Source organism: Corynebacterium xerosis NBRC 16721 = ATCC 373, assembly GCF_001552415.1.
Taxonomy (GTDB): Bacteria; Actinomycetota; Actinomycetes; order Mycobacteriales; family Mycobacteriaceae; genus Corynebacterium; species Corynebacterium xerosis.
In genome coordinates, this window is the sequence record NZ_BCRD01000003.1 from 301,257 (window position 1) to 326,290 (window position 25,034).

Consider the following 25,034-nt stretch of genomic DNA (forward strand, 5'->3'; position numbering starts at 1 on the left):
ATGTTCTATCGATGGGGTTCCTTCGCGTACCGGCACCGCGTGCTCACGCCGCTGGTGCTGGTCGTCGGCCTGCTGGCCCTGTTCATCTTCTCCGGGACGAAGCTGGGCGACCGGCTCGACCAGGAGGGCTGGGACGACCCGGGGTCGGATTCCACCGCCGCCGCCGTGCTGGAGGAGGAGACCTTCGGCCGCGACAATTCGGGCGACGTCATCGTCATGGTCGACGCCCCCGAGGGCGGCACCGTCGACGATCCGGCGCTGGCGCAGCGCGTCAACGACCACTTCGCCCGACTGGCGGCGGACAACCCCGAGTACGTCGACCACGTCACCAGCTACTTCGCCAACAACCAGTCGGTGATGGCCACGGAGGACAAGCAGACGGCGTTCGTGGCGGTCGGCCTGGCCGGCACGGGCAACGACGTGCTGAAGAACTACCGGGCCATCGAGGACCAGCTCCAGATCGAAGGCGTGGACATGGAGGTCGCCGGCGCGACCCCCGTGGCCGGTGCCCTGGATTCGGGCATGGCCGACGACATCTGGCGTGCCGAGCTGATCGGCCTGCCGATCGTGGCGCTGCTGCTGCTCGTGGTGTTCGGCGGCGTGGTCTCGGCGTCGATGCCGCTGATCGTGGGCATCCTGTCCATCGCGGGCTCGCTGGGCATCCTGTCGATGCTGGCGCAGGTGACGCAGGTCAACGCGTTCGCGCAGTCCGTCGTCACGCTGCTGGGCCTGGGCCTGGCCATCGACTACGGCCTGTTCATGGTGTCGCGTTTCCGGGAGGAGATGGCGGAGGGGGTGCCCGTCCCGCAGGCGGTGGCCCACACCACGGCCACGGCGGGCAAGACGGTGGTGTTCTCGGCGGCGATGGTCGCCGTGGCCCTGTCCGGCCTGCTGCTGTTCCCGCAGGCGTTCCTGAAATCGGTGGCCTACGGTGCCATTTCGGCGGTCGGTTTGGCGGCGCTGCTGTCGTTGACGGTGCTGCCGGCCCTGTTCGGCCTGTTGGGGCCGAACATCGACAAGTGGAGCGTGCGCCGCGCGGGACGCACCCGCGAGCAGTCCATGAACTCGCTGTGGGGCCGCATCCCCGCGTGGGCCATGAAGCACTCCAAGCTGGTGACGGTGACCGTCTGCCTGGGCCTTCTGGCGCTGACGCTGCCGCTGATCGGCATCAAGTTCGGCGGCATCAACGAGACCTACCTGCCGCCGACGAACGAGACCCGCACGGCGCAGGAGCGCTTCGACGAGAACTTCCCCACCATGCGCACCGACCCGGTGAAGCTGGTCATCGAGGACGGCGGCAATCCGCGCGCCGTCGGCGAGGTGTTCCAGCAGGCCAACCAGGTCGACGGTCTGACGGACCGGTTCAAGATCTCGCAGCCGACGAAGGACGGCGTCACGGTCCTGTCGGCGGGCATCGCCGACCGCGACGACAACACGCGCGTGGTCGAGCAGCTGCGCGACATCGACGTGCCCGAGGGCACGACGGTCTACATCGGCGGCACCCCGACGATGGAGGTGGAGTCCATCGAGGCGCTGTTCGACAAGCTGCCGTGGATGATCCTCTACATGGTGGTGGCCACTTTCATCTTGATGGCGCTGGTGTTCGGGTCGATCATCCTGCCGGCGAAGGCGATCATCATGACGGCGCTGGGCCTCGGCGCGACGCTGGGCATCCTCACCGCCATGTTCGTCGACGGCGTCGGCGCGGGCCTGTTCGGCTTCACGCCGGGCCCGCTGATGAGCCCGGTGCTGGTGCTGATCATCGCGATCATCTACGGCCTGTCCACGGACTACGAGGTGTTCCTGGTGTCCCGGATGGTGGAGGACCGCGACGACGGCGCTTCCACCCCGCACGCGATCCAGTTCGGCACCGCGAACACCGGGGGCATCATCACGGCGGCGGCGCTGATCATGATCGTGGTGGCCGGCGCGTTCGGCTTCTCCGACATCGTGATGATGAAGTACATCGCCTTCGGCATGATCGCCGCCCTGTTCCTCGACGCGACGATCATCCGCATGCTGCTGGTCCCGGCGGTGATGAAGCTCCTCGGCGACGATTGCTGGTGGGCGCCGCGCTGGGTCAAGCGCATGTCGGCGCGCCTGGGCCACGGGTCGGCCGCGCCGTCGGCGGTGGGCCGCGCGCCCGCGATGGCGGGTGCGGGGGTCGCCGCCGGTTCGGGTGCGGCCGCGGCGGGGGCTGCGGCTCCTTCGCTTGACGACGACCGCCGCCCCGCCGAGGAGCGGGACACGTGGCGAGATGCCGAACCGGTTTCCACCGAAGAGCAGGGGGCGGCACACGTTCCCGCCGTGCGCGAGCGCACGGAGCTCGGCGAGCCGATCTACGAGGGCGAGCTCGTCGACCATGACCCGGCGGCGGAGTTCGGCGGCCACGACCCGGACGACGATCTCGTCGCCGGCTACGCGGATGGCGGCTTCGACGGCGACGGCGACGGCTTCGGCGACGGTGCCGGGGCCGGCGTCCCCGACGAGGAGCCCATCGAGGTTCCGGAGGGCCGCCTGACCGTGCGCGACATCATGCTGCGCCTGGAATGGGAGAAGCGCGAGGCCCTCGGCCCCGGCACGGGCGATACCCGATGACCCGCATGCGCGACGCCGCAAGGTCGGCGGCGTCCGCCGCTTCGGCCTCCTGGATCCGATGGGCGCTGACCCTGGTGATCCTCGGCGTCGCGCTGTGGTTCGCCCTGCAGAACTGGGACAGCGTCACCGACGGCTGGCGCACGTTCCTCCGCGCCGACTTCGGATGGGTGCTCATCTCCGCGGCGACCGTCGCCCTCGCGTTGTTCGCCATGGCGGAAGTCATGCGCCTGCTCCTGCGCGCCGCGGACGTGCGCCTGGCCACTCGCCGGTCCACGAACTCGCTGGTCCTGGCCGCCAACGCGTGGTCGGTGTCGGTGCCCGGCGGCGTGGCATTCTCCACGGCGCTGCAGGTGCGCAGGCAGCTGCAGTGGGGGGCGACGCCCGTCATCGTCAGCTGGTTCATCCTCTTGTCCGGCGCGCTGAGCTTCCTCGGCCTGGCGGTGCTGGCCATCGGCGCCCTGTTTTTCCTCGGCGGTGCCGCACCCGTGCGCCTCGTCGCCGCCGGTGCCGCCGTCCTCGGGGCGACGGGGCTGCTGTGGTGGTTCTCGCGCAACACCGCCCTCATAGAGGGCGTGGCCATGCCGGTGCTGCGGGCGGTCAACAAGATCCGCCGCAAGCCCGCCGACGCCGACGAGGACCGGGTCCGCGACACCATCCGCCAGCTGACCAGCGTGGAGCTACGGCCCGGCCGCATGATCCTCGCCTTCGGGTGGTCGCTGCTCAACTGGATCGCCGACGTCGCGTGCCTCTACGCCGCGATGCGCGCCGTCGGCGCCGACGACGTGTCGATCAACACCATCCTCATGGCCTTCGTCTTCAGCAAGGTCGCCGGCTTCATCCAGGCCACGCCAGGCGGCGTCGGCCCCGTCGAAGCCGTGCTCACCGGCACCCTCGTCGCCGCCGGGATGGTCGGCACCGACGCCGTGGCCACCGTGCTCATCTACCGTCTGGTGTCCTTCATCCTGCCCGCCATCGTCGGCTGGATCATCTACCTGATCGGCTCCGACCGCCGCGGCGACGCCGAAGCGCACGAAACGGCCGGTCCCGGGGACCGCGGGCCGTCGCAAAGCACCGAATAGACTCGAGCCCGACACCACCGAAACACAGGAGCAACAGTGTCCGTCACCCGCACGATCGTCATGGACTTCTTCGCCATCTTCGCGTTCGCCGTGCTCGCCCGCATGGCCCACAACACCGAAGCCGACCCGTTCACGCTGACCAACGTCCTGAACACCCTGTGGCCCTTCCTCGTCGGCGGCGCCATCGGCCACGCGATCTGCGCCGCGGCCAAGAAGCACCCGCTGCCCATCGCACCCGGCGGCGTCATCGTGTGGCTGGCGACGGCCATCACCGGCCTGGGCATCTGGGCGCTGCGCAACGGCGAGATGCCGCACTGGTCGTTCATCATCGTCGCCACCGTCATGAGCGGCCTGCTCCTGCTGGGCACCCGCCTGGTGGCGAAGATGGTGCTCAAGGACAAGTACGACGCCCTGGGCGCGCGGCGCTGACCGGATACGGCGCGGCGCTCTGAGCCGCGGGGTGAACGGGCGCGGGACGAATGGACGCGACACCGAACTGAACGGGCCGCCCCACCAGGGAGTGACGTTCACCTCAATTCGGGCCCGAGCCGCCCGGGGTCACGGATCCGGTTTTTCATTCGCGTTGCAACGGCGAATAATCGGGCGCATGGCACATTCACCTGACTCGGCCGGGGACAACACCTCCCCAGGCCACCATGATGGCGCGGCCGCCGACCAGCCGGCCGCCGCGCAGCAGCACGTCGCCGGGGACCACACGTCCGCGGTGAACACCATCGACGGCGGCGCGAACGCCGGTTCCGGCAAGGAGCGAACGTTCTTCGGCCAGCCCTGGGGCCTGGCCAACCTGTTCGGCGTGGAGATGTGGGAGCGCTTCAGCTTCTACGGCATGCAGGGCATCCTGGTCTTCTACATGTACTACGCCGTCACCGACGGCGGACTGGGCATGGACCGCGGCGTCGCCACCTCCATCGTCGGCGCGTACGGCGGCCTGGTCTACATGGCCGCCCTGGTCGGCGCGTGGATCGCCGACCGCCTCCTGGGCTCCGAGAAGACGCTGTTCTACTCGGCGATCCTGATCATGCTGGGCCACATTTCGCTGGCGGTGCTGCCCGGCGTCACCGGCCTGGCCATCGGCCTGGTCTTCGTGGCCCTCGGCTCCGGCGGCCTGAAGACCACCGCGTCGGTCGTCCTCGGCCAGCTGTACTCCCGCGAGGACACGCGCCGCGACGCCGGTTTCTCCATCTTCTACATGGGCGTCAACATCGGCGCCCTGTTCGGCCCGCTGCTCACCGGCTTGCTGTGGGACATGAAGGGCTTCCACTGGGGCTTCGGCCTCGCCGCCGTCGGCATGGCCATCGGCCTGATCCAGTACGTGCTCATGCGCAAGTCCACCATCGGCGCCGCCGGCCACGACGTGCCGAATCCGCTGCCGAAGGCCAAGTACCTGCCGACGTTCGTCGGCGCCGTCATCGTCGTGGCGGTCCTCGTTGCGCTGGTGGCCACCGGCATCGTCCCGCTCGAGTCCCTGGCGACGATCGTCACCGTCCTCGCCGGAATCGCCGCGGTGGTGCTGTGGACGCAGATGTACGCCAGCGACCGCACCACCGCCGTCGAAAAGCGGCGCCTGATCGGCTTCATCCCGATGTTCGTCGCCGGCGTGCTGTTTTTCGGCATCTTCCAGCAGCAGTTCACGGTCATCGCGATCTACGCCGACCAGCGCCTGGACCGCATGATCGGTTCCTTCGAGTTCTCGCCGGCGTGGGTGCAGTCGATCAACCCGATCTTCATCATCATCTTCTCCGGCATTTTCGCCGCGATGTGGACGAAGCTGGGCAAGCGCCAGTGGACCTACCCGGTGAAGTTCGGCGTCGCCAACATCATCATCGGCATCTCGCTGTTCTTCTTCCTGCCGTTCGTCGGCGGCGGCGCGAACTCGACGCCGCTGCTGGTCATCGTGTGGATCCTGTTCCTGTTCACCATGGGCGAGCTGCTGCTGTCGCCGGTGGGCAACTCGCTGGCGACGAAGCTGGCGCCGGAGGCCTACCCGACCCGCATGTTCGCCGTGTGGATGATGGCCGTCGCCATGGGCACCTCCCTGGCCGGCACCCTGGCCGGCTACTACCACCCGGAGGACGCGTCGGCGGAGTCCAACTTCTTCATCGTCCTGGGTGGCCTGTCGATCGTCATCGGCGCGGCCCTGATCCTGGGCAAGAAGTGGATCGTCGCCCGTTTCGAGGGCGTGCACTGACCGTATCCCGCTCCCCCGGGGTTGCCCGGGGAACGGCCGAGGGGCCGATGCGTCGTGTGCTTCACGACGCATCGGCCCCTCTCCCGTGCCGGCCCCGCGCGAAAAGGGGCGCCGGGCGAACTACTGCAACGGGTAGCCGTCGGAGTCGCGTTCGTAACCGCCGCTGCCCACGAGAATCATGATGAACTCGATGAACACCCAGAAACCCACGGCGACGAGGAAGACGAAGCCGATGAGGAGAATCGACGTGACCCAGCCGATCACGGTCAAGACGAGCTGCGTCACGCCACGGCTGGTGTTGCCGAGGTAGAAGTTGTGCACGCCCAAACCACCGAGGAAGAAGGCCAGGACCGCCGCGAGAATCTTGGACTTGGGTGCGCGCGGCAGGCCGTTGGCGCCGTACGCCTGCATCGGCTGCATGGGCTGCTGGCCGTAGGGCTGGACCTGGCCATACGCAGGGCCGTTCGCCCCCGGCTGCGGGAAGCCCTGCTGGTAACCGGCCTGGCCGTAGTTCTGCTGGCCGTAGTCGGCTTGGCCGTACGGCGACTGGCCGGGCTGACCCTGCTGACCCTGCTGGGAGAACGGATCGACGCCGCCCTGGTCGCCGAAGGGGTTGTCATACGGGTTGGTCATCGCCATCTGCTCCTAGAAAGTCCGTTTCGCAGGGCAAAGCCTAGCCGCGCGGGCGGATCGGACGCCTCTCGGGGGCACGGAAACATGTTCGACGCTCCCCCGGAAGAAAGATGTCGGGCGGCCCGTCGTGAAGCAATGCGGTGACCGACCGCGACTACATCGGGGCGATCTCGCGCTTCTTGCGCACCTGCGGCAGCTCCTTGTCGCGCAGCTGATCCAGCGCGCGGCGCAGCTGGACGCGCGTCTCCGACGGCATGATCATGGCGTCGACGTAACCGCGCTCGGCGGCGACGTACGGGCTGGTCATGTTCTCGTTGTAGAAGTCCATGAACATCTTCTTCATGGCCGGCTGCTGCTCCGGCGGCATCTCGGCCAGCTGGCGGCCCTGGATCATCACCACGGCGGCCTCCGCGCCCATCACCGCGATCTGCGCGGTCGGCCACGCGAAGTTCAGGTCGCCGCCCAAGTTCTTCGAGCCCATCACCGCATACGCGCCGCCGAAGGCCTTGCGCACGATGACGGTCACCTTCGGCACCGAGGCCTGCGCCAGCGCGAAGCCCAGCTTCGCGCCGCGGTGGATGATGCCCGACTTCTCCTGCTGCACGCCCGGCAGGTAGCCCGGGGTGTCCACGACGTAGATGATCGGGATGTCGTAGGCGTCGCAGATGTTGGAGAACCGCGAACCCTTCTCCGAGCAATCCGCGTCCAGGCAACCGGCCAGGTGCATCGGCTGGTTCGCCAGCACGCCGACGGTGCGGCCGTCGACGCGGGCGAAGCCGGTGATCAGGTTCGGCGCGTAATCCGGCTGTACCTCGACGAAGTCCTCGTCGTCGAAGATCCTGGTCAGGACCTCCATCATGTCGTAGCCGGCATTCGGGTCATCCGGGATGATGCCGTCGAGGCTGCGGTCGCGATCGGTGACGTCCTCCGGCGGCGCCCAATACGGCGGCAGCGGCTCGTGGACGGAGCTGGGCAGGTGATCCAGCAGATCGTGGACGTAGTTGAACGCGTCCTCCTCGTCGTCGGCGACGTAGGAGACGTTGCCGTTGCGGGCCTGCTGCTCCGCGCCGCCGAGCTCGGCGGAGGTGATGTCCTCGCCGGTGACCGAACGGATGACCTCGGGGCCGGTGATGAACATCTCGGTGCGGTCCTTCACCGCGACCAGGAAGTCGGTGGTCACCGGGGCGTACACGGCACCTCCGGCGCACTTGCCCAGGAGAATGGAGATCTGCGGCGACTGCCCGGACAGGGGCAGCTGGCGGCGCGAGATCTCGGAGTACATGGCCAGCGACGTCACGGCGTCCTGGATGCGGGCACCGCCGGAGTCGTTGATGCCGATGACCGGGCAGCCGACCTTGGTCGCCAGGTCCATCAGATCGCAGACCTTCTTGCCGAAGGTGATGCCCACCGAGCCGCCGTACACCGACTTGTCGTGGGCGTACACCGCCACCGGGCGGCCGCCGATGCGGGCGGTGCCGGTGACCACGCCGTCGCCGTAGGGGGCGCCGTCCTCGTCGGGGGTGCGGCCGAGCTGGCCGGTCTCGACGAACGACCCCGCGTCGACCAGCCGCGCGATGCGCTGGCGGGGCGTGGTCAGCCCGGCCGCGTCACGGCGCGCCTTGGCCCGCTCGCTGCCCGGGTCCTGCGCTTCCGCGAGGCGTTCCTTCAGGTCGGCGAGCTTTTCGGCGGTGGTGTTGAGAGTCACTTCGATTGCTGTCCATTCCGGGTTGCGGCGTCCAGATTCTGCAGCCGGTCCCCCAGCCAGGAACCGACCTTGGAAATCTCCGGTTCATCGACGATGGCGAGATGGTCGCCGCGCAGATGCACGATCTCCAAATCCTCGACGATAGCGGACCAGCCGCCGTCGTCATCAATCGTCGCGTAGCGCGGCTCCAGTTCGATGGCGCCGTCGTGCATGCGCTCGGCGCGGAACAGGACCACCGGCGCGTCGACGTCGGCCCAGCGGGACATGTCCAGCTGGTCGAGGATGCGGTTGTCCACGAAGGAGGCGCGCTGGTGCTCCAGGACGCCGCCGGACAGGCCGTGCTGCGACGAGTCGGCGGTGGCCAGGAACTGCTCGAGCATGGTCAGCAGCGCCTCTTCGCCCTGCTGGTCCAGCAGGTCGTGGGGCACGGGAATGTCCAGGCCGTAGGTGCGCTTGGAGAAGTCCGCGTAGCGGTCCCAGCGGGCATGCATCTCCTCCGGGGTGTCGGGCACCTTCTCGGACGGCTGCACGGTGTCGAGCAGCATGATCTGCGCGACCTCGACGTCGGAGCCGATCAGCTGGTGCGCGACCTCGTAGGCCAGGGCGCCGCCGAAGCTCCAGCCGCCCAGGACGATCGGCAGGCCGGCGGCACGGTCCTTGATGTCGTCGATGTAGGCGGCGGCACGGTCGGTGATGTCGCCCTCGAGGCGTTCGACGCCGTAGACGGGGGCATCGTCGGGCAGGCGGCGGACCAGCGGCTGGTACACGGCGGAGGACCCGCCGGCCGGGTGGAACAGGAACACCGCGGGGGTGCGGGACCCTTCGGGGCGTTCGCGCAGCACGCGGATGTTGCCCTCGACCTCGACTTCGAGGTGGGGGCGCAGGGTTTCGGCGAGGTCCGCGATGGTGCCGGCGGCGCGGACGTCGTCGACGGTGATCGCGGCGCCGGTGCGCTCGGACAGGCGGGCGGACATGGCTTCCGCGGTGGCGTCGTCAAGCGCCGGCAGTTCGTCGGTCACGCCTCCGACGCCCGCCCCGGCCACTGTGGCCCAGGTGCCGAACGCCATGCGTTCGGAGGCGTCGCGGGGCGCCACGGAAATGCCCTGCTTTGCGACGGTCCCTCCACCTTCCGCAGCGGCGAATGCCTCGTCCACGGCGTCGGCGGCGGTGCCGGCAGCCGGGTCGGCGGAATCGGCGGCGGGGGCGCCGTGCGACTGGGCGACCAGATCCTCGACGAGGGTGATGACGTCGGCGACGGACGCGTCGCGCAGCGCCTGCACCTGCAGCGGCGGGATGGAGAAGTCGTGCTCGACGCGGTTCTTGATGCGCATGCCCATCAGCGAATCCAGGCCGAGGTCGATCAGCGGCAGCTCCAGCGGCAGATCGTCGACGTCGTAGCCCATGGCCTCGCCGACGATGGTGCGCAGGTGCGCCTCCACCGGCACGCCGGACTCCGGCGACCAGCCGGGCTCGGCGTCGGGGGATCCCGCGCCGGCGGCGGTGGGCATGCCCGGGGCGGCCGGGGTGCGCGACGCGGCGCCGAAGCCCGCGGGGGCGCCGGCGGCGGTCGATTCGGAGACGGTGCCCGCGCCGGCCGGGGCGGCTGCGGGCGAGGCCGATGCGCCGGTCGCCGATGCGGGGGCGGGCACGGTGGCCACGCCGGCCTTGGCCAGCAGCTCGGTGGCGCCGCCCTCGACGGCGTAGACCGAGATCACCGCGCCGCCCGGGTGGTGCGACACGATCGTCGTCAGCTCGCCGGAAGCCGGCAGCGAGCCGGATTCCTCGACGGCCAGCACCGTCGCGCCCGGTACGGCGTCGGCGACGGCGGCGTCGATGATGGCGTGGATGGACGGCGCCGACCCCGCGTCACCGGCGTAGGCGACGTCGCCGCCGGGCAGGGTGGTGCGGGCGCCCGGCAGCTTCGCGCGGCCGCCGGACGACGGGCGCGCCGCCGTCCAGAAACGCTGGTGGCGCCAGTGGATGCCCGGCAGGTCGGCGAAGTCGCCGGGGCCGGCCAGGGCGGACAGGTCGATGTCGTGGCCGTGGGCGTACAGCGTCGCGCACGCGGCGGCGAGGGACTCCCCCGCCGGCTCCTTGCGCTTGAGCAGGTGCACCAGCTGCGCGTCCGGCAGGCCCGCGGCGAACGCGGTGGCCATCGTCGGCATGAGCGCGACCGGGTTCGGGGCGAACTCCACGAAGGTGGTGTAGCCGGCGGCGCAGGCCCGTGAGACGGCATCGGAGAACCACACCGACTGGCGGGTGCAGCGCACGAAATAGTCGGCGTCGTGGACGACGTCACCGGGCTGGTACGTCACGCCGCGGTCGACGGAGCTGAACAGCGGGATGGCCAGCGGGGTGGGCTCCACGTCGGAGCACTCGGACCACAGCTCGCCCAACAGCGGGTCGAGCGCGGACGTGTGGCCGGCGCCCTTGACGGCCAGCGGACGGGCCATCTTGCCCTCGCCGGTCAGGAACTCGACCAGCGCGGCGATGGCCGGCTTCGGTCCGCCGACGGTGGTCATGCTCGGCGCCGCGTACACGGCCGGCTCGACGCCGGCGAACTCTGGGTGGGCGGCCAGCAGCTCGTCGAGTTCGTCGACGGACAGCTCGACCATGGCCATGCCGCCCTGCTCGTCCTCGGCCAGCATCGACTCGCCCTCGCCCATCAGGCGGGAGCGGGCGCAGGCGACGCGCATGGTCTCTTCCAGCGTCAGGCCGCCGGCGGCGTAGGCCGCTGCGATCTCGCCCATCGACATGGCCACCACGGCGGCCGGCTCGGCGCCCAGCGCGCGCATCATGTCGGTCTGCGCGACCTGGATGGCGGTGATGCCGATCTGCGCCGACTCGAGGTCGTAGGTGCGCTCGTCGTCGGCGATGAGCTCCAGCAGGGACCAGCCGACGGAATCGACGATGATCTCGTCGCACTTGGCCAGCGTCTCGGCGAACACCGGGGACAGGGCCAGCAGGTCCTTGCCCATCTTGCGGTGCTGTGAACCGTAGCCGGAGTAGATCCACACCGGCCCCTGGGCCAGCGGGGCGTCCGCAGACACGATGCCCGGGCCGGACTTGCCCTCGGCCACGCGGCGCATGCCCTCGACGGCCGACGCGACGTCGGTGGCCGGCACGACGGCCTTGGAGCGGCCACGGGACCGCGACGCCAGGGTGCGGGCGACGTCGCCCAGGTCGGCGTTCGGGTTGGACTCCAGCCACGTCGTCAGATCCTCGGCGGCCAGGCGGCGGCGCGACGGCAGCAGCCCGGACACCGGCAGCAGCGCCGGCATGCCGGCCTCGCGGGCGGCGGCCGGGTCAATCGGTGCGGTCGGCTCCTCGCGCGGCGCGGGCGCCGGCGGGGAGGTCAGCACCACGTGGGCGTTGGTGCCGCCGAAACCGAAGCCGGAGACGCCGGCGACCTTGCGGCCGGAGTACTCGGGCCACTCGCGCGGATCCTCGACGACCTCCAGGCGGCCGCCGTCGAAATCGATGTACGGGTTCGGGCCGGCGTAGTGCAGCGACGGCGGGATGACGTCGTTGCGTATGCCCAGCACGACCTTGATCACGCCGGCGACGCCGGCGGCGGCCTCGGTGTGGCCGAAGTTCGTCTTCGCGCTGCCCAGCAGCGTCGGGTTGGCCACGTCGCGGCCGCGGCCGAGCACGGTGCCCAGGGCGGACGCCTCGATGGGGTCGCCGAGGATGGTGCCGGTGCCGTGGGCCTCGATGTAGTCCACGTCCTGCGGGCGGATGCCGGCGTCGGCGTAGGCGCGGCGCAGCACGTCGACCTGCGCGTCCGGGTTCGGGGCGGTCAGGCCGTTGGAGCGGCCGTCGGAGGTGACGGCGGTGCCCTTGATCACGGCCAGGACGTCGTCGCCGTCGGCCTCGGCGTCCTCCAGGCGCTTGAGCACCACGACGCCGGCGCCCTCGGCGCGGATCATGCCGGTGGCATCCTCGGAAAACGCGTGGATGGCACCGGTCTTGGAGAACACCCCGAGCTTGCCGAACGACAGCGTCGCATGCGGCGACACCAGGAGGTTCACGCCGCCGGCGACGGCCGCGTCGGCGTCGCCGTCGCGCAGGGCGCGCACGGCCTGGTGGATGGACACCAGCGACGAGGAGCACGCGGTGTCCATGGTGATGGACGGGCCGCGGAAGTCGAAGGCGTAGGAGATGCGGTTGGCCAGGATCGACGGCGACGAACCGGTCAGCGCATACGGGTGCGCGGTCGACGGGTCGGAGGCCATGAGCATGGCGTAGTCGTTCGTGGTCGCGCCGACGAACACGCCGACGGACTCGCCGCGCAGCTCGGAGGCCGGCAGATGCGCGTTCTCCAGCGCCTCCCACGTCAGCTCCAGCAGGATCCGCTGCTGCGGGTCCATGTTCTCGACCTCGAGCGGGGACAGCCCGAAGAACTCGTTGTCGAAGCCCACGACGTCGTCGAGGTAGCCGCCGCGGGTGTCGCACTCGGCGATCTCGGCGGCCAGGTCGGCGTCGCCGGCGAACTCGGACCAGCGACCCTCCGGCAGGTCGCCGGTGCCGGCGCGGCCGGACACCAGCAGATCCCACATCTCGGAGATGTTCGGCGCACCCGGGTACCGCGCGGCCATGCCGACCACCGCGATGTCCATGTCGGTGAGCTTCTCGTCGCGCAGCCGCCGCGACCGCGCGGCCTCGGCGCCGGTCTGGAAGGCGTCGTAGGCCGAATCGTCGGCGTTGTCGACGTCGCCCTCGACCAGGCGCACCGCGAGCTTCGCGATGGTCGGGTACTCGTAGGCGATCGTCGCGTCGAGCCGGACGTCCAGGAGGCCCTCCAGCTCGCCGGAGAGGATGACGATGTCGCGGGAGGACAGCCCGAACTCCTCCATCGGGCGTTCCGGCGTGACTTCCTCCGGCGTGAGGCCGGTGGTGGTGATCACCCAGTCGCGAAGCCAGTCGCGCATCTGGGCGACCGTCATGCCGGATCGTCCCTTGTTGTCATCCATCGTGGGCTTTGTCCTTAATAGTTCGTGGTGTTACTCGAAACCGCCGTCGAGGTAGGCGGCGCGGGCCACTCGTCGCGCGATCTTACCGGCAGACGAACGCGGCAGTTCATCGATGCCGACGATGCGCACGTCCTCCGGCTGGATGCCGTGGGCCTTGGTGACGGCGGCGCGGATCTCGTCGATGGCCGCGGCGTCGCCGGAGGCGTCCTTGCGGAAATCGCGCTCGGCGACGATGACGAGCTTCTCCACGTCGTCGCCCTCGATGGAGAACGCGGCGACGACGGCCGGCCGGACGTGATCGGTGGCCTCGTCGACGGTGGCCTCGATGTCCTGCGGGTAGTGGTTGCGGCCGGCGATGACGATGAGGTCCTTGATGCGGCCGGTGATGTGGATCTCGTCGTCGAGGAAGACGCCGAGGTCGCCCGTGGCCATCCACTTCGCATCCGCCGGGACGCCCTCCGCGCGGGAGTCGCCGTCGCGGCGGGCGGCGAGATCGTTGCCGAAGACCTTCTCGCTCTGCTCCAGGTCGGTGAGGTAGCCCAGCGGGATGTTGTCGCCGTGGACCCACATCTCGCCGATCTTGCCGTCGGGCAGCTCGGTGCGGGTCTCCGGGTCGACGACGATGAGGTGCTGCGGCTTGGCCACCGAACCGTTGGACATCAGCGGCACGGAATCCGCGGTGTTCGGCTCGACGCGCTCGGGCTCGCCGTCGTTGAGGGATTCGCGGGACACCCAGGTCACGCGCGGGCGCACCTCGCCCTGCGGCAGAGTGACCAGCAGCGTCGCCTCGGTCAGGCCGTAGCCGGGGCGGATGGCGTTGGCCGGCAGGCCGAACTTCTCGAAGTTGGCGCGGAACTCGCGGGTCGCCTTCTCGGTGACCGGCTCGGAACCGACGATGAGGCCGTCGACGTGGGACAGGTCAAGGTCGGCGCCATCCTCCGGCACGGCGAAGCGGTTGGCCAGCTCGAGGGCGAAGTTGGGCACGACGGTGTAGATGTTCACCTCGTCGTCGCCGCGCTTGTTCAACTGCTCGATCCAGCGCTCGGGATGCTGGATGAAGTCGCGCGGGGACATGATGTCGAACGGCAGGCCCAGGGCGGTGACGAACGCGCCGAGGACGATGCCCATGTTGTGGTGCAGCGGCAGCCACGTCACCAGGCGCAGCGGCAGCTGCAGGTGGGCGGCGGAGAGCACCTGGAAGACGTTGGACAGGATGGAGCGGCCGGCGATGCGGACGCCCTCCGGGGTGCGCGACGAGCCGGAGGTGAACAGCAGGACGGCGTCCTTCTCCAGCTGCGGCGCGTACTTGGCGTCGTCGGCGGGCGAGACGAAGTTGTCGGCCAGCGAGTCCGGCAGCGCGTCGATGGTGAGCACGCGGGGGCGCTCGGCGGCGGGCCGGGCGGCGAAGATGGAGCGCACGGCGGCTGCGGAGCTCTTGTTGGTCAGCACGACGTTGGGCTTGGCGGCCTCGAGGACGGCGTTGAGGTGGTCGCCGTGGCCGGGCTCGGTCGGGTCGTACAGCGGCATGGCCACCTGGCAGGCGTACTGGGCGCCGAGGAAACCGAAGAGGTACTCGGGGCTGTTGCCCATGAGCAGCGCGACGCGGTCGCCGGGCTCGCCGACCTGCTGCAGGCGGGCGGCGACGGCCTTGATGCGGCGGTTGACCTCGGCGCGGGTGTAGGTGACCAGCTCGCCCTCGCGGGACCTGGAGTAGTCGTGGAAAGCGACCTGCTGCTGGTCGAGCTCGCCCTTCATCGTGTTGATCTGCCACATCATCTCGGACAGATTCGGCACGGACATGTCGTCGGGGAAGGCGAAGTTGCCTTCGGCATCGATGAACTGGCCCATCAGCATGCTCAGGTCCATGGTGCTCCTCGTTGTTCGTTCGTTCGTCGTGGTATGTCGTGCCTCGGGGACACAACGTTACCGACCCGTTATTTTCAGCGTCGGCGGCGCGCCGCGGGGCGGTTCAGGCGGTGGCCCACGGTATCGCAAATTACTTTCACCGCTAAAAACCGTACGCGGTCGGCGTGCCGTACGTCACGTTAAGGGCGTAAACGGGTGTGACTGATGGGACTCACGTTACGCAAGGAACGATTGCTTTGCGACGGACGGACGTGGTCCGTAAAGCGGCCACGTCGCCGATCCCGGCGTACGCATACCGCACGCGTGCCCTATCCGGCGTTGGCCAGCGCCCCGTCGATGAGGCCGCGGGCCCACTGTTCGGTCCACGCGACGGCCGTGGTGCCCGGGATGATGTGGGGGTTGTCCGCGTACGTCGCATGGACGCCGTTGGCGGCGACGAAATCCTGGGCGCGCGCCACCGCATCGCCGATGCCCGGGGGCGCGTCGCACACGGTGTCGCCGGGGGCGCAGATGTCCTGCACACGGTCGTTGAGGGCCCCGAAACCGTCCGGGCGACCGCCCCGCATCGTCGCGCCCGGCACGATCGGCTGCACCAGCAGATTGACCGGGGCCAGCGCGACCTCCGCGCCGACGCCGGCGACCGGGTTGCCCGGCACCATGCCCTTGCCGGGTTCGCGGCGGCCGTCGGCAAGCAAAGCGACCCCCAGGACGTTGTCCGCCGGCACCGGTCCGTTGCCGTTGCCGATCTGCGAGGCCATGTCGCCCATGATCACCGCACCCTGCGAGAAGCCCATGAGCACGAAGCCGGTCAGCGGACAATCGCGGTGCGTGGCCGCCATCTCCTCCTGGATGCGGGCGCGGCCCTCGGCCTGCGAGTCGTCGTACGACATCTCGTGCTGGGCGTTGAAGTTGCGGAACTGCGCCGTGTACGGCACCGTCCACACCTTCACGTCGTCCGGCGAGTACGCCGCCTGCAGCGGCGCGGAGGACTTCAGGATCAGCGAATTCGGGTTCGCCGTCGGGTTGATCGGGTCATCGTCGGCCCGGGATTCCCACGTGCCGGGAGCAGCGATCACCTCGACGGCCGGGCACCACTCGGGCTGCTGCGCAGTCGGCGGCGTCCCCGGCATGCCCGGCTCGCCGACCTGCGACTGCCGCAGCCATTGCCCCACGCCGGCGACGATGGCGACGACGAGGACGATGACCGCGAGCAGGGTGAGCGTTTTGCGCATGCCCGTTAGCAATACGCCGATTCGGCCGCTTTCGCAATCGCCTCGGTCACTGCCGCCTCGTCCTTGTCGGTGCGCTCCTGGGCCACCAGCTGGCCGGCGACCGCGTCGATGACCAGCGCATCTTCCGGCGTACCGCCGTCGGCCCCGGCATCGCAGTGGACGTGGCCCGCCGCGATGAGCTGGTCCTCGGTGCCCTCGACGTCGATGTCGTCGGCGATGAGGGCATCGAGGAAGTCCTCGTCGTCGCCCGACAGCGGCATCCGACCATCCGGGGCGTCGCTGGCGCGGGCCGCCCCCGGCTCGGTGATGTCGCGCTCGCCGTCGGCGCGCTCGGAGGTGCGGGTCGTCGACGACTCCGACGTGCTCGTCTCGGACGCCGAGCTTTCCGCCGTCGTCGTGGTGGTGTCGGTGACCTCGGAGGACTCGACCGTCGAACCGCCGCACGCCGCCAGCGCCAGGGCGCCGGCGCCGATCAGCGCCATCGTCGCCGCACGCGCCTTCACGCCGATCGAGCTGCCGCCGTCGGCCGAGCGGCCGCTGCCACCCGAGCGGCCGCCGCCGCCGCCGACGGTGCCCCTGCCGCGAGCGATCATCGGCGGGCCTCCTCGATCTTGCCGTTGATCTGGCGGATCCAGCCGCCCTGGAACTCCTGCTCCAGGCCGCCGGCCGGGATCTGCTTCTGCGGGCCGACCGGGTAACCGAACGGGCCGGTCTCCCAGCCGGTGGAGCCCCAGTGGTCCATGATCGCGCCGTCGGGCACCGCGTGGGCGCCGGACTCCGGCGACCAGTAGATGGAGCCGTGCTCGAAGCGCTGGAACTTGCCGCCGCGGATGTCGAGCTCGCCGGTGGTGGCGAAGCCGAGCGATCCCTCGGGGCCGCCGCCCGCGCGGTAGGCCGCGCCGATCGCGCCGAGCACGATCTGCGGCGCACCCGCGGTCGGCTTGACGATCTGCCCGCCCTGGAAGTCCTGGACCACGCCGCCCGGAATGTCGCGGCGGTCGGAGGTCGGGTAGCCGAGGCGGCCCTTCTCCCAGCCCTCGTTGCCCCACAGGTTCATGAAGTCGCCCATGACCAGGTACGCGCCGGTCTCGTGCGTCCAGTAGATGGAGCCGTGCTCGAAGTGGACGTAACGGCCGTTGCCGTCGGGCGTGGCCATCTCGCTGGTCTTCGGGTACCCCAGCGGCGACTGCGGCCCACCGGCCTCGTGGTAGCGGGCACCGATGCGGCCCCACACGAACTGGGCGCCGGTGGCCGGGTGCCAGTAGGCGCGGCCGTTGGTGAAGTCCTGCGCCACGCCGCCGTTGCCGGCCTCGTACTCCGGCGACAGGCACGAACCCATGTTGTCGAAGGCCTTGATGCGCTCGCCGATGGCCCCCGAGACGACGCAATTGGCTCCGCGGTCGTCGTCGGAAAGCTGCAGCGAGTCCGCGATCTGCGGCCATGCCTGGTTCATCTCGAACTGCCAGTACGGCCAGGAGTGGGTGCCGGAATCGCGAAGCTGCAGCGTGACCGGCACATCCGCCCGGCGGGCGCGCTGGGCGAAGGTGTCGGTGGTCATCCGCGACAGCACCTCGAGGCCGAAGCCCGCGGTGTTCTCCGGGATGCGCGGGTTCTGCACCGACGGGGTGTCCCACTGGCCGGTGTTGCCGCTGCCCGCGGAGGCGTAGAGCGAGACGCCCTTGAGCCGCTCCACGTTGAGCTTCGGGTCGTTGTCCTTCCAGCGCTGATCGTTCGCCGGGCCCCACATCTTCGTGGCGTCGTAGCCGCCGGCTTCCTTCATCGCCTGGCCGATCGCCTGCGGCATGCCGGTCGACGACGTGTCCAGGTAACCGGAGAAGCTGCCCGCGAAGCGGAAGAGCTCCGGGTGATGCGCCGCGAGGTTGAACGCCGCGGTGCCGCCCATGGACAGGCCCAGGATGGCGCGGTCCTCGTTGGCGCGCCAACCCTCGCGCAGCACCGGGATCAGCTCCTGGATGAGGAAGGACTCCCACTGGTAGTTCTTGCCGTTGTCCGGCGCGTTCCAGTTGGTGTAGAACGACGACTCGCCGCCGACGGGCATGACCACCAGGACGTTCTTGTCGGCGTAGTACTGCTCGATGTTCGTCTCGAGCGTCCAGCCGTTCCAGTCGTCGCGGGCGCGCATGCCGTCGAGATGCCAAACCGTCGGGAAGGTGCGACCGGGGTCGCGGTTCCAGTCGCGCGGCAGCAGCATGTCCACCTTGACCGGGGCGTCCGGCATGGCGGCGGACTTGATGTGCAGCATCACGCGGCGCTCGGTGAGCCACTGCACCTTCTCCACCTCGACGTCGCCGGGCAGGTTCGGCAGGTTCTGCTCGGTTTCGCGGATGGGGGTCGGCTCGCGGCCGGGCTCGGGCGCGGGGGTCCACAGGGAGGACTGCAGCGGCACGGCGGTCACGTCGTCGCCGGTCTCGCTTTCCGACGCCGACGTCGCCGGGGTCGACGCATCGCCGGATTCCGCCGCACCCGAGTCGCCCGCATCGGCGGCCGAGGAGGTGGAGGCGGCGGTGGAGCCGGAGTCACCGTCGGCGGGGGACGCCGAAGCCGGGACCCCGGCGAGCGTCAGCGCCAGCGGGATCGCCGTGATTGCGGCGAGCACCCGGGACAGGCTGCCCCGGGGGGAGTGTGCGGTATCTCGCATGATGAGGGCTACCCCTTCAGATAAACGTTCATTCGTCGGGTACGTCGGCGTGGTGGCGGCATCGTCGCCCTGTCCCGGGGGTTCCCCTCCCCCGGATGCTTCGGGCCTCGGCGCAGCCGCCGCTTCGTTCCTGATTCTTACCCGCTCGGGGGGCCGAATCCGACGCGACGCGCCACGAACCTCAGGTTTAAGTTCAACTTTAGGGTTTGGGGCGCGGAAACACCACGCACCCAACCCCGTACAGGCGAAGGGAGGACCCGGGCATGCGAAAACCCGCCCGGGCATGCACGAGCATGCGCCGGCATGCACGGGACTCCCCGCGCCCCGCACTTCCCCACCCGTCGCTCCCATCCCCACCCATCGCCGGTCCTTTCGTCGACCCGCCCCGCACTCCCCGCCCCATTCCCCACGAGATCACGATCCAGGCCGCCAATCGCGATCTCGTCAGCGCGAACCTGCCGCGCATCCGACGAGATCACGATCCAGGCCGCCAATCGCGATCTCGTCGGCGCGGACCTGTCGCGCTTCCGACGAGATCATGATCCAGACCGCCAAACGCGATCTCGTGGGAGCCGGCATGCGGGGCCGACACACAGGGGACCTCGCCACCGGGTGCATCACCGCCGCCCTCTCCGCGAAACGGGGACCGGGCATGCGAAACGAGTGCCGCGCATGCGAAACGGGGACCCGGGCATGCGAAAACCCGCCCGGACCTGTCGGTCGGGGCGGGTTTCGGGACGATCCCCTCCGGCGCGGGGCCGCACACGAGGAGCGGTGCGGCGGGCCGGCGTTACCGCGGCTGCGCGAAACCGGAGGGGTCGGCGTGAGCTAGACGCCCAGGGCGGCCTTGATGTGCGGGCGGGCCATGGCCAGGTCGTTCTTCCACAGCGACCAGGCGTGGATGCCGTCGGGGCTGTAGTGCATGGTCGGGTTCAGGCCGGCGGCGCGGGCCTGGGACTCGAACATCTGCGTCGACGCGCGGGACAGGCCCTCGAGGGCGATGCCCATGCCGATCTGCGGCAGCTCGGCCGGCGCGCCCAGCAGCGCCTCCGGGGTGGACCAGTGCGACGGGTAGCCGTTGGCCGAGGTGATGAACATGGGCAGACCCTGCAGCTTGTCCAGGTTCATGGACGGATCGTTGCGCACGTGGCCCGGGGTCGGGACGCCCGGGGGGCCCCACATCGCGGTCGGCTCGTAGCCCTGGTCGATCTGCGCGCCGGCGATGGCGGTGGACATGACCGGGTTGGAGACCTGGAAGTAACCGGAGAAGACCGAGGCCTGGCGGAACTGATCGCGGTGGTTGTAGGCCAGCGACATCGCGGCGGAACCGCCCATGGACAGACCGGCGACCGCGTTGTTGGTGCGGCTGGTCTGGAAGTGGACGTCCAGGTAGTGCGGCAGCTCCTGGGTCAGGAACGTCTCCCACTTGTAATTGCGGATCTCGCCCTTGCTGTTGATCGCCGGGCCGTTCCAGTCGGTGTAGAACGACGCCTCGCCGCCGACCGGCATGGCCAGCGTGATGTTGTCGTGCTCGAACAGGGCCGGGGCGTGAGCCGTCCAGACGTACTCGGACCAGTCGTCGCGGGCGCGGAGGCCGTCGAGCAGGTACAGGCCGGGGCTGCCGGGAGCGATGCCCGGGCGGATCTGGACGGTGATGTCCTTGCCCATGGCATGGGAGTACACCTGGCAGTACTGCAGCCAGTAGTTGTAGGTGTCCCAGCTGCAACCGGGGCGCAGCCAACCGCGGTGGGCGTTGGCCTCCTCCGGCGCGGCGAACTGCATCATGCCGAAGATGGTGGCGACGGCGACCATCGCGGCCACGACCTTGGCCTTCCATCCGCGCGCAATTGCGGTGAAGCTCATGTTTCTCCTCGTTGACGTCCTACGTGTCCGCCGCACCACGAAGCGTTCCGGCGATCATCCGTCGGCCGAGCCGGCGGTGACCCGGGAGATTCGGGATGGGGCGCACATTCCGATGGGTTCATCGGGCACATGGCCGCTAACGTTACCGTTCCGCGACAATTTCTCAAACCGTTATCAGGCTGCAATCATGCGACATCCCCCCATCGAATCCCCCTCGTCGGTTCGGAAGGCAATGTTTCCGGGGGAATGCTTTGCGACGGGCGGAAAGGGGCGTCGCAAAGCAAAGGAACCGCAACGTAAAGATGGCCGCAACCCCCGTACCGAGACGGAGATCACGGCCACCCGGAGTGCCGGAATGGCGGCTACAACGCGGGAACGGCGTACACCGCGATGCCGATGGAGATGATCCACAGCAGCGCCAGCGCCTGCAGCGCCCGGTCGTGCAGGGCAATCTCGTCCGGGCTGCCCGCCGTGCCGCGGTCGACGTCGGCGGCGTAGCGCAGGATCGCGACGGTGAACGGGACCATGGAGATCTGGTACCAGACGGCGGCGGCGCCACCGGCGCGGTTGCCCATCTCGAAGCCCCACAGCGAGTACGCCAGCACCACGGCGGTGGCCGACAGCGTCCACACGAACCGCAGGTACGTGGCGGTGTAGCCCTCCAGGGACTTGCGGATCTTCTTCTGCGAGCGCTGCGCCAACAGCAGCTCCGCGTAGCGCTTGCCGGCGGCCATGAACAGCGAACCGAACGCCGCGACCAGCAGGAACCACTGGGACAGCAGAATCGACGCCGCGACGCCGCCCGCCATCGCGCGCAACATGAAACCGGAGCTGACCAGAGCGATGTCAATCACCGGCTGATGCTTCCAGCCGAAGCAGTAGCCCAGCTGCAGTGCGATGTAGACCGACACCACGATGGCCAGGCCAGGGCCCGATGACGCCAGGAACGACAGGCCGATCGACGCGGCGATGAGAATTACCGCCATGGCGTAGGCCAGGGGCACCGGCAGCACGCCGGCCGCGATGGGACGGAAGCGCTTGGTCGGGTGCGCGCGGTCGGCCTCGACGTCACGGGCGTCGTTGACCAGGTAAATCGACGACGCCGCCAAACAGAACACCGCGAAAGCGATGAGCACGTCGACCAGGGTGCGCGTATCGGTCAGCGCCTCGGCACCGGCGGCGGCCGGGGCGGCGATGACCAGGACGTTCTTGACCCACTGCTTGGGGCGCAGGGCCTTGTACATGCCGTCGAGCAGGTTCTTCGGCGGATGGCCCTGCGGGTTGGCGGGCTCGTCGATGCCGTAGGTGTGCGGCTCGGAGCCCAGGTTCAGGCCCTCCCGGCGGTCGGCGTCGCGGGTCTCGCGCACCGCATGTCCCGCCGCGGGTGCGGCATCCCGGGCGGTGCCGTCGGGGTCCTTCACTCGATCGTCAGTCACTGGGCTGTCCTTCCTTCTCCGGCGGGAGTCGCCGGTGCCGCGTCGGCGGCGCCGCCGAGGATTTTGTCCGTGATCGTCGCCGTGGTCCAACCGAGCGCCGCCCCCGCGAGCACGTCCGTGGGGTAATGAACGCCGAGTACCAGTCGCGACAGCATTATCGCGGGCACCCCCGCCAGCGGCGCCGGGCCGAAGCCCATCCGCGACAGGGCCACCAGCGCCGCCGTCGTCGACGTGGCGTGCGACGACGGGAAACTCAGCTTCGACGGCGTGCCCACGCCCACCCGGATGCCCGGGTGATGCGGGCGGCGCCGGCGCACCACTCGCTTGATGATGACCGACGCCGCATGCGACGTGAACGCCGACGCGCCGACGGCGGCCCAGCCGCGGCGCCGGTCGGCGTCGACCGCCGCACCGAGGACGGCCAGCCCCATCCACCCGGCGGCGTGCTCGCCGAAGTAGCTCATCGCCTTCGCCACCGGCAGCACGCCGGGGGCGTCGGTGAGCTTGTCCTGGATCGCCATCAGCAGCGCCACTTCGCCGGCGGCGGGTGCGATGGTCACGGTCTTGTCGTCTGCGTCCACGGTCACCGCATCGTCGGCGCGGGCCGCGGCGTTACCGGCGGGGCCGCTACTGCTGCTCGAAGACATCGGCCCACCTCTTCCGGCTCGTCAGTTCGGGGTGCGCGTCGCGGTAGCGGCGGCGCATCTCGTCGAAGCGGTCCGCGACCTGCTTCTGCAGCGCGCGCGACTCGGCCAGCAGGGCCTTCGCCTTCTCGCGGTCGCGCTGGCGGTAGACCACGCCGCGGCCGTCGGCCGTGGTGACGGTCGCGCCGTCGACGCGCGACAGCGAGAACCAGCGGGCCTCCAACGGCGTGAGGTTCGCCTGCGGGGTTTCGTGGTGCGCCGGGTCATGGGGGCGCAGGCTGTGCAGCAGGCCCTTGGCCAGCCACACCGACTTCTTCACCGGCGCCAGGCGCCCGCCGATGTCCTTGGTCGGCACGCCGGGGATGCCGGTGGGCTTGGGCAGATCGCCGGCCGTCGGCAGCACGCGGGCGTCGGGGAACTGCTTGCGCAGCGCGTTGATGCGCGGCAGCGACGTCTCCAGGATGCCGAACAGGTTCTCCGGGCCGGCCAGGAAGTCCTTCATCGCCTCGTTCTGGATGGCGACGGTGGAGTACTCGAGGCACAGCAGGTGCTTGGCGGTGGCCTTCTGCATGGACTTCACGATGCCGTCGACCGGCCCTTCGTGGTCGATCGCGGCGACGATGAGCCGGTTGCGCAGGTGGAAGTACGCCTGCCAGTCGATGGCGTCGTCCTTGTCGGACCAAGCCATGTGCCAGATCGCGATGCCGGGCCAGGTGGCCGTCGGAAAGCCGTGCTTGCCCGCCCGCAGCCCGTACTCTGCGTCGTCCCACTTGATGAACAGCGGCAGAGGCTGCCCGATCTTCTCCGCGACGACGCGCGGGATCAGGCACATCCACCAGCCGTTGTAATCGACGTCGATGCGGCGGTGCAGATCCTTCGAGTCGATGGTCTCGCCGGTGGCGTTGACGCCGTGCTCGCCGCGGTCGCGCAGCGGGTGCGCGTGGAAGTCATGGTCGTAATGGACGTGCGGCGCGGAGGTCCACATGAAGTCGTGGCGGCCGATGACCTCGCCCATGGAATGCAGATGGCTGCGTTCCTGCAGGTTGAGCATCTGCCCGCCGACGAGCATCGGGGACTTCGCGAACCGCCCCACCGCCACCGCGCGCAGGATCGAATCCGGCTCGATGGCGATGTCGTCGTCCATGTAGAGGATGAACGGGCTGTCGGTGGCGCGGGCCGGATCGGAGTCCGGGCCGCCGAGCGCCTCGTACATGATGCGCGAGTACCCGCCGGAGCCGCCCAGGTTGCCCTGCGGGAACATGCGCAACCGGTCACCGAAATGCTTTGCGACGGCCGGGAACCCGGGCTCGTCGGCGGGATGGCGGGTGCCCTGGTCGGGCATGAGGACGGCGTCGATGATGCCGTCGACCTCCGGGTCGGAGGCCAGGGCCTCCAGCGCGGCGACGGCGTCGTCCGGACGGTTGAAGGTGGGGATGCCCACCGTGACGCGGCCCTCCGGCGCGGGATGCGCCGTGCCGTCGGGGTGGACCTGGTCGGGTGCGGCCACCGGCGAGTACCAGCCGCCTGCCGTGATGGTCACGTCGGTTTCGCAGGTCAGGTCGAACCAGATCCAGCCGCCGTCCTCGAAGGGGGCCAGCGACACCGGGATCTCCACGACGGTGACGGCGTCCGGGGCGGCCGGATCACCGGCGAGCCGGCCGGTCACCGCGATGCGGGCGCCGTCGATCTTGGACCGGTACACGTCGACGCGGGCGACGCCGGTGAGCTCCAGGCGCAGCACGACCTCGTCGAGCGACGTCCACCGGCGCCAGTAGCTGGCCGGGAAGGCGTTGAAGTAGGTCTCGAAGCTGACCTCATCGCCGGCCGTGACGGTGGCCGTCGTCCGCGTCGGTGCGGACACCCGGACGGAGTTCGTGTCCGGTTCGACGAGGTACAGGGACCTCACGTCGCGCGGCTCGCCCTGCTTGGGCAGCAGGATCCGCTGCAATCGTTCGACGGCGAGGCTTCCGTTCTGTACGTCAGTGCTCATGGGTGGCATCACGGCTTTCGGGGTCGACTCGTAACCGGTGGGTCACGTACCCCGAATAGTAATGGTGGCGATCCGGACCGTCGGCATTGACGGACCCCGGCGTGCGGCCCCGCGGGCAACCCCGGCCATTCCCGACGCCTCCCCGGC

15 protein-coding genes are annotated in these 25,034 nt (G+C 69.9%); 4 read left to right on the forward strand and 11 right to left on the reverse strand.

Going from position 1 to position 25,034, the window contains the following annotated elements:
* The 4 genes from CX1_RS06940 (at position 1) to CX1_RS06955 (ending at position 5,886) form a co-directional block, all read left to right on the forward strand.
* Positions 1-2,598: an MMPL family transporter gene (locus CX1_RS06940; protein ID WP_060925456.1), complete on the forward strand. Its 2,598-nt coding sequence runs from the start codon at positions 1-3 to the stop codon at positions 2,596-2,598.
* Between the two features lie 5 nt (positions 2,599-2,603).
* Positions 2,604-3,677 carry a lysylphosphatidylglycerol synthase transmembrane domain-containing protein gene (locus tag CX1_RS06945; RefSeq protein ID WP_046650510.1) on the forward strand — a complete coding sequence of 358 codons (1,074 nt, stop codon included), beginning with the start codon at positions 2,604-2,606 and terminating at the stop codon, positions 3,675-3,677.
* A gap of 36 nt (positions 3,678-3,713) precedes the next feature.
* Positions 3,714-4,106, forward strand: coding sequence for a DUF3054 domain-containing protein (locus CX1_RS06950; RefSeq protein WP_046650508.1), 393 nt, complete (start codon positions 3,714-3,716; stop codon positions 4,104-4,106).
* A gap of 178 nt (positions 4,107-4,284) precedes the next feature.
* Positions 4,285-5,886, forward strand: a complete 1,602-nt coding sequence (locus CX1_RS06955) for a peptide MFS transporter (RefSeq protein ID WP_082719188.1) — start codon at positions 4,285-4,287, stop codon at positions 5,884-5,886.
* Positions 5,887-6,006: 120 nt separating this feature from the next.
* Here CX1_RS06955 and CX1_RS12815 read toward each other — a convergent pair whose 3' ends face one another.
* From CX1_RS12815 to CX1_RS07010, 11 genes are all read right to left on the reverse strand, one after another.
* Positions 6,007-6,519 carry a TM2 domain-containing protein gene (locus tag CX1_RS12815; protein WP_046650512.1) on the reverse strand — a complete coding sequence of 171 codons (513 nt, stop codon included), beginning with the start codon at positions 6,517-6,519 and terminating at the stop codon, positions 6,007-6,009.
* A 154-nt stretch (positions 6,520-6,673) separates the two neighbouring features.
* On the reverse strand, positions 6,674-8,224 hold the full coding sequence (locus tag CX1_RS06965; protein ID WP_046650509.1) for an acyl-CoA carboxylase subunit beta: 1,551 nt from the start codon (positions 8,222-8,224) through the stop codon (positions 6,674-6,676).
* Positions 8,221-13,197, reverse strand: a complete 4,977-nt coding sequence (pks13, locus tag CX1_RS06970; protein WP_060925457.1) for a polyketide synthase Pks13 — start codon at positions 13,195-13,197, stop codon at positions 8,221-8,223. Before pks13 ends, CX1_RS06965 begins: the two co-directional genes overlap by 4 nt.
* Before the next feature lie 30 nt (positions 13,198-13,227).
* Complete coding sequence (locus CX1_RS06975) at positions 13,228-15,063, reverse strand: FadD32-like long-chain-fatty-acid--AMP ligase (protein WP_046651093.1); 1,836 nt, start codon at positions 15,061-15,063, stop codon at positions 13,228-13,230.
* Between the two features lie 308 nt (positions 15,064-15,371).
* Positions 15,372-16,295 carry a cutinase family protein gene (locus CX1_RS06980; RefSeq protein ID WP_060925458.1) on the reverse strand — a complete coding sequence of 308 codons (924 nt, stop codon included), beginning with the start codon at positions 16,293-16,295 and terminating at the stop codon, positions 15,372-15,374.
* 5 nt (positions 16,296-16,300) lie between these two features.
* On the reverse strand, positions 16,301-16,888 hold the full coding sequence (locus tag CX1_RS06985) for a DUF732 domain-containing protein (protein ID WP_052753295.1): 588 nt from the start codon (positions 16,886-16,888) through the stop codon (positions 16,301-16,303).
* Positions 16,885-18,954, reverse strand: coding sequence for an alpha/beta hydrolase-fold protein (locus CX1_RS06990; RefSeq protein WP_046651094.1), 2,070 nt, complete (start codon positions 18,952-18,954; stop codon positions 16,885-16,887). Before CX1_RS06990 ends, CX1_RS06985 begins: the two co-directional genes overlap by 4 nt.
* A gap of 828 nt (positions 18,955-19,782) precedes the next feature.
* On the reverse strand, positions 19,783-20,817 hold the full coding sequence (locus tag CX1_RS06995; protein WP_046651095.1) for an alpha/beta hydrolase: 1,035 nt from the start codon (positions 20,815-20,817) through the stop codon (positions 19,783-19,785).
* Positions 20,818-21,179: 362 nt separating this feature from the next.
* On the reverse strand, positions 21,180-22,148 hold the full coding sequence (locus tag CX1_RS07000) for a decaprenyl-phosphate phosphoribosyltransferase (protein ID WP_174520156.1): 969 nt from the start codon (positions 22,146-22,148) through the stop codon (positions 21,180-21,182).
* Positions 22,149-22,249: 101 nt separating this feature from the next.
* Positions 22,250-22,774: a phosphatase PAP2 family protein gene (locus CX1_RS07005; protein ID WP_046651100.1), complete on the reverse strand. Its 525-nt coding sequence runs from the start codon at positions 22,772-22,774 to the stop codon at positions 22,250-22,252.
* A gap of 106 nt (positions 22,775-22,880) precedes the next feature.
* On the reverse strand, positions 22,881-24,887 hold the full coding sequence (locus CX1_RS07010) for a glycosyltransferase (protein WP_060925459.1): 2,007 nt from the start codon (positions 24,885-24,887) through the stop codon (positions 22,881-22,883).
* Positions 24,888-25,034: the final 147 nt, after the last annotated feature.

What these genes read in the sequence shown, in the direction of transcription:
- CX1_RS07005 (WP_046651100.1), bottom strand. Translation starts at nt 22,774, where the DNA reads ATGGCGATCCAGGACAAGCTCACCGACGCCCCCGGCGTGCTGCCGGTG.
- CX1_RS06975 (WP_046651093.1), bottom strand. Translation starts at nt 15,063, where the DNA reads ATGGACCTGAGCATGCTGATGGGCCAGTTCATCGATGCCGAAGGCAAC.
- CX1_RS06985 (WP_052753295.1), bottom strand. Translation starts at nt 16,888, where the DNA reads ATGATCGCTCGCGGCAGGGGCACCGTCGGCGGCGGCGGCGGCCGCTCG.
- pks13 (WP_060925457.1), bottom strand. Translation starts at nt 13,197, where the DNA reads ATGGATGACAACAAGGGACGATCCGGCATGACGGTCGCCCAGATGCGC.
- CX1_RS12815 (WP_046650512.1), bottom strand. Translation starts at nt 6,519, where the DNA reads ATGACCAACCCGTATGACAACCCCTTCGGCGACCAGGGCGGCGTCGAT.
- CX1_RS06995 (WP_046651095.1), bottom strand. Translation starts at nt 20,817, where the DNA reads ATGAGCTTCACCGCAATTGCGCGCGGATGGAAGGCCAAGGTCGTGGCC.
- CX1_RS06990 (WP_046651094.1), bottom strand. Translation starts at nt 18,954, where the DNA reads ATGCGAGATACCGCACACTCCCCCCGGGGCAGCCTGTCCCGGGTGCTC.
- CX1_RS06945 (WP_046650510.1), top strand. Translation starts at nt 2,604, where the DNA reads ATGCGCGACGCCGCAAGGTCGGCGGCGTCCGCCGCTTCGGCCTCCTGG.
- CX1_RS06940 (WP_060925456.1), top strand. Translation starts at nt 1, where the DNA reads ATGTTCTATCGATGGGGTTCCTTCGCGTACCGGCACCGCGTGCTCACG.
- CX1_RS06980 (WP_060925458.1), bottom strand. Translation starts at nt 16,295, where the DNA reads ATGCGCAAAACGCTCACCCTGCTCGCGGTCATCGTCCTCGTCGTCGCC.
- CX1_RS06955 (WP_082719188.1), top strand. Translation starts at nt 4,285, where the DNA reads ATGGCACATTCACCTGACTCGGCCGGGGACAACACCTCCCCAGGCCAC.
- CX1_RS07010 (WP_060925459.1), bottom strand. Translation starts at nt 24,887, where the DNA reads ATGAGCACTGACGTACAGAACGGAAGCCTCGCCGTCGAACGATTGCAG.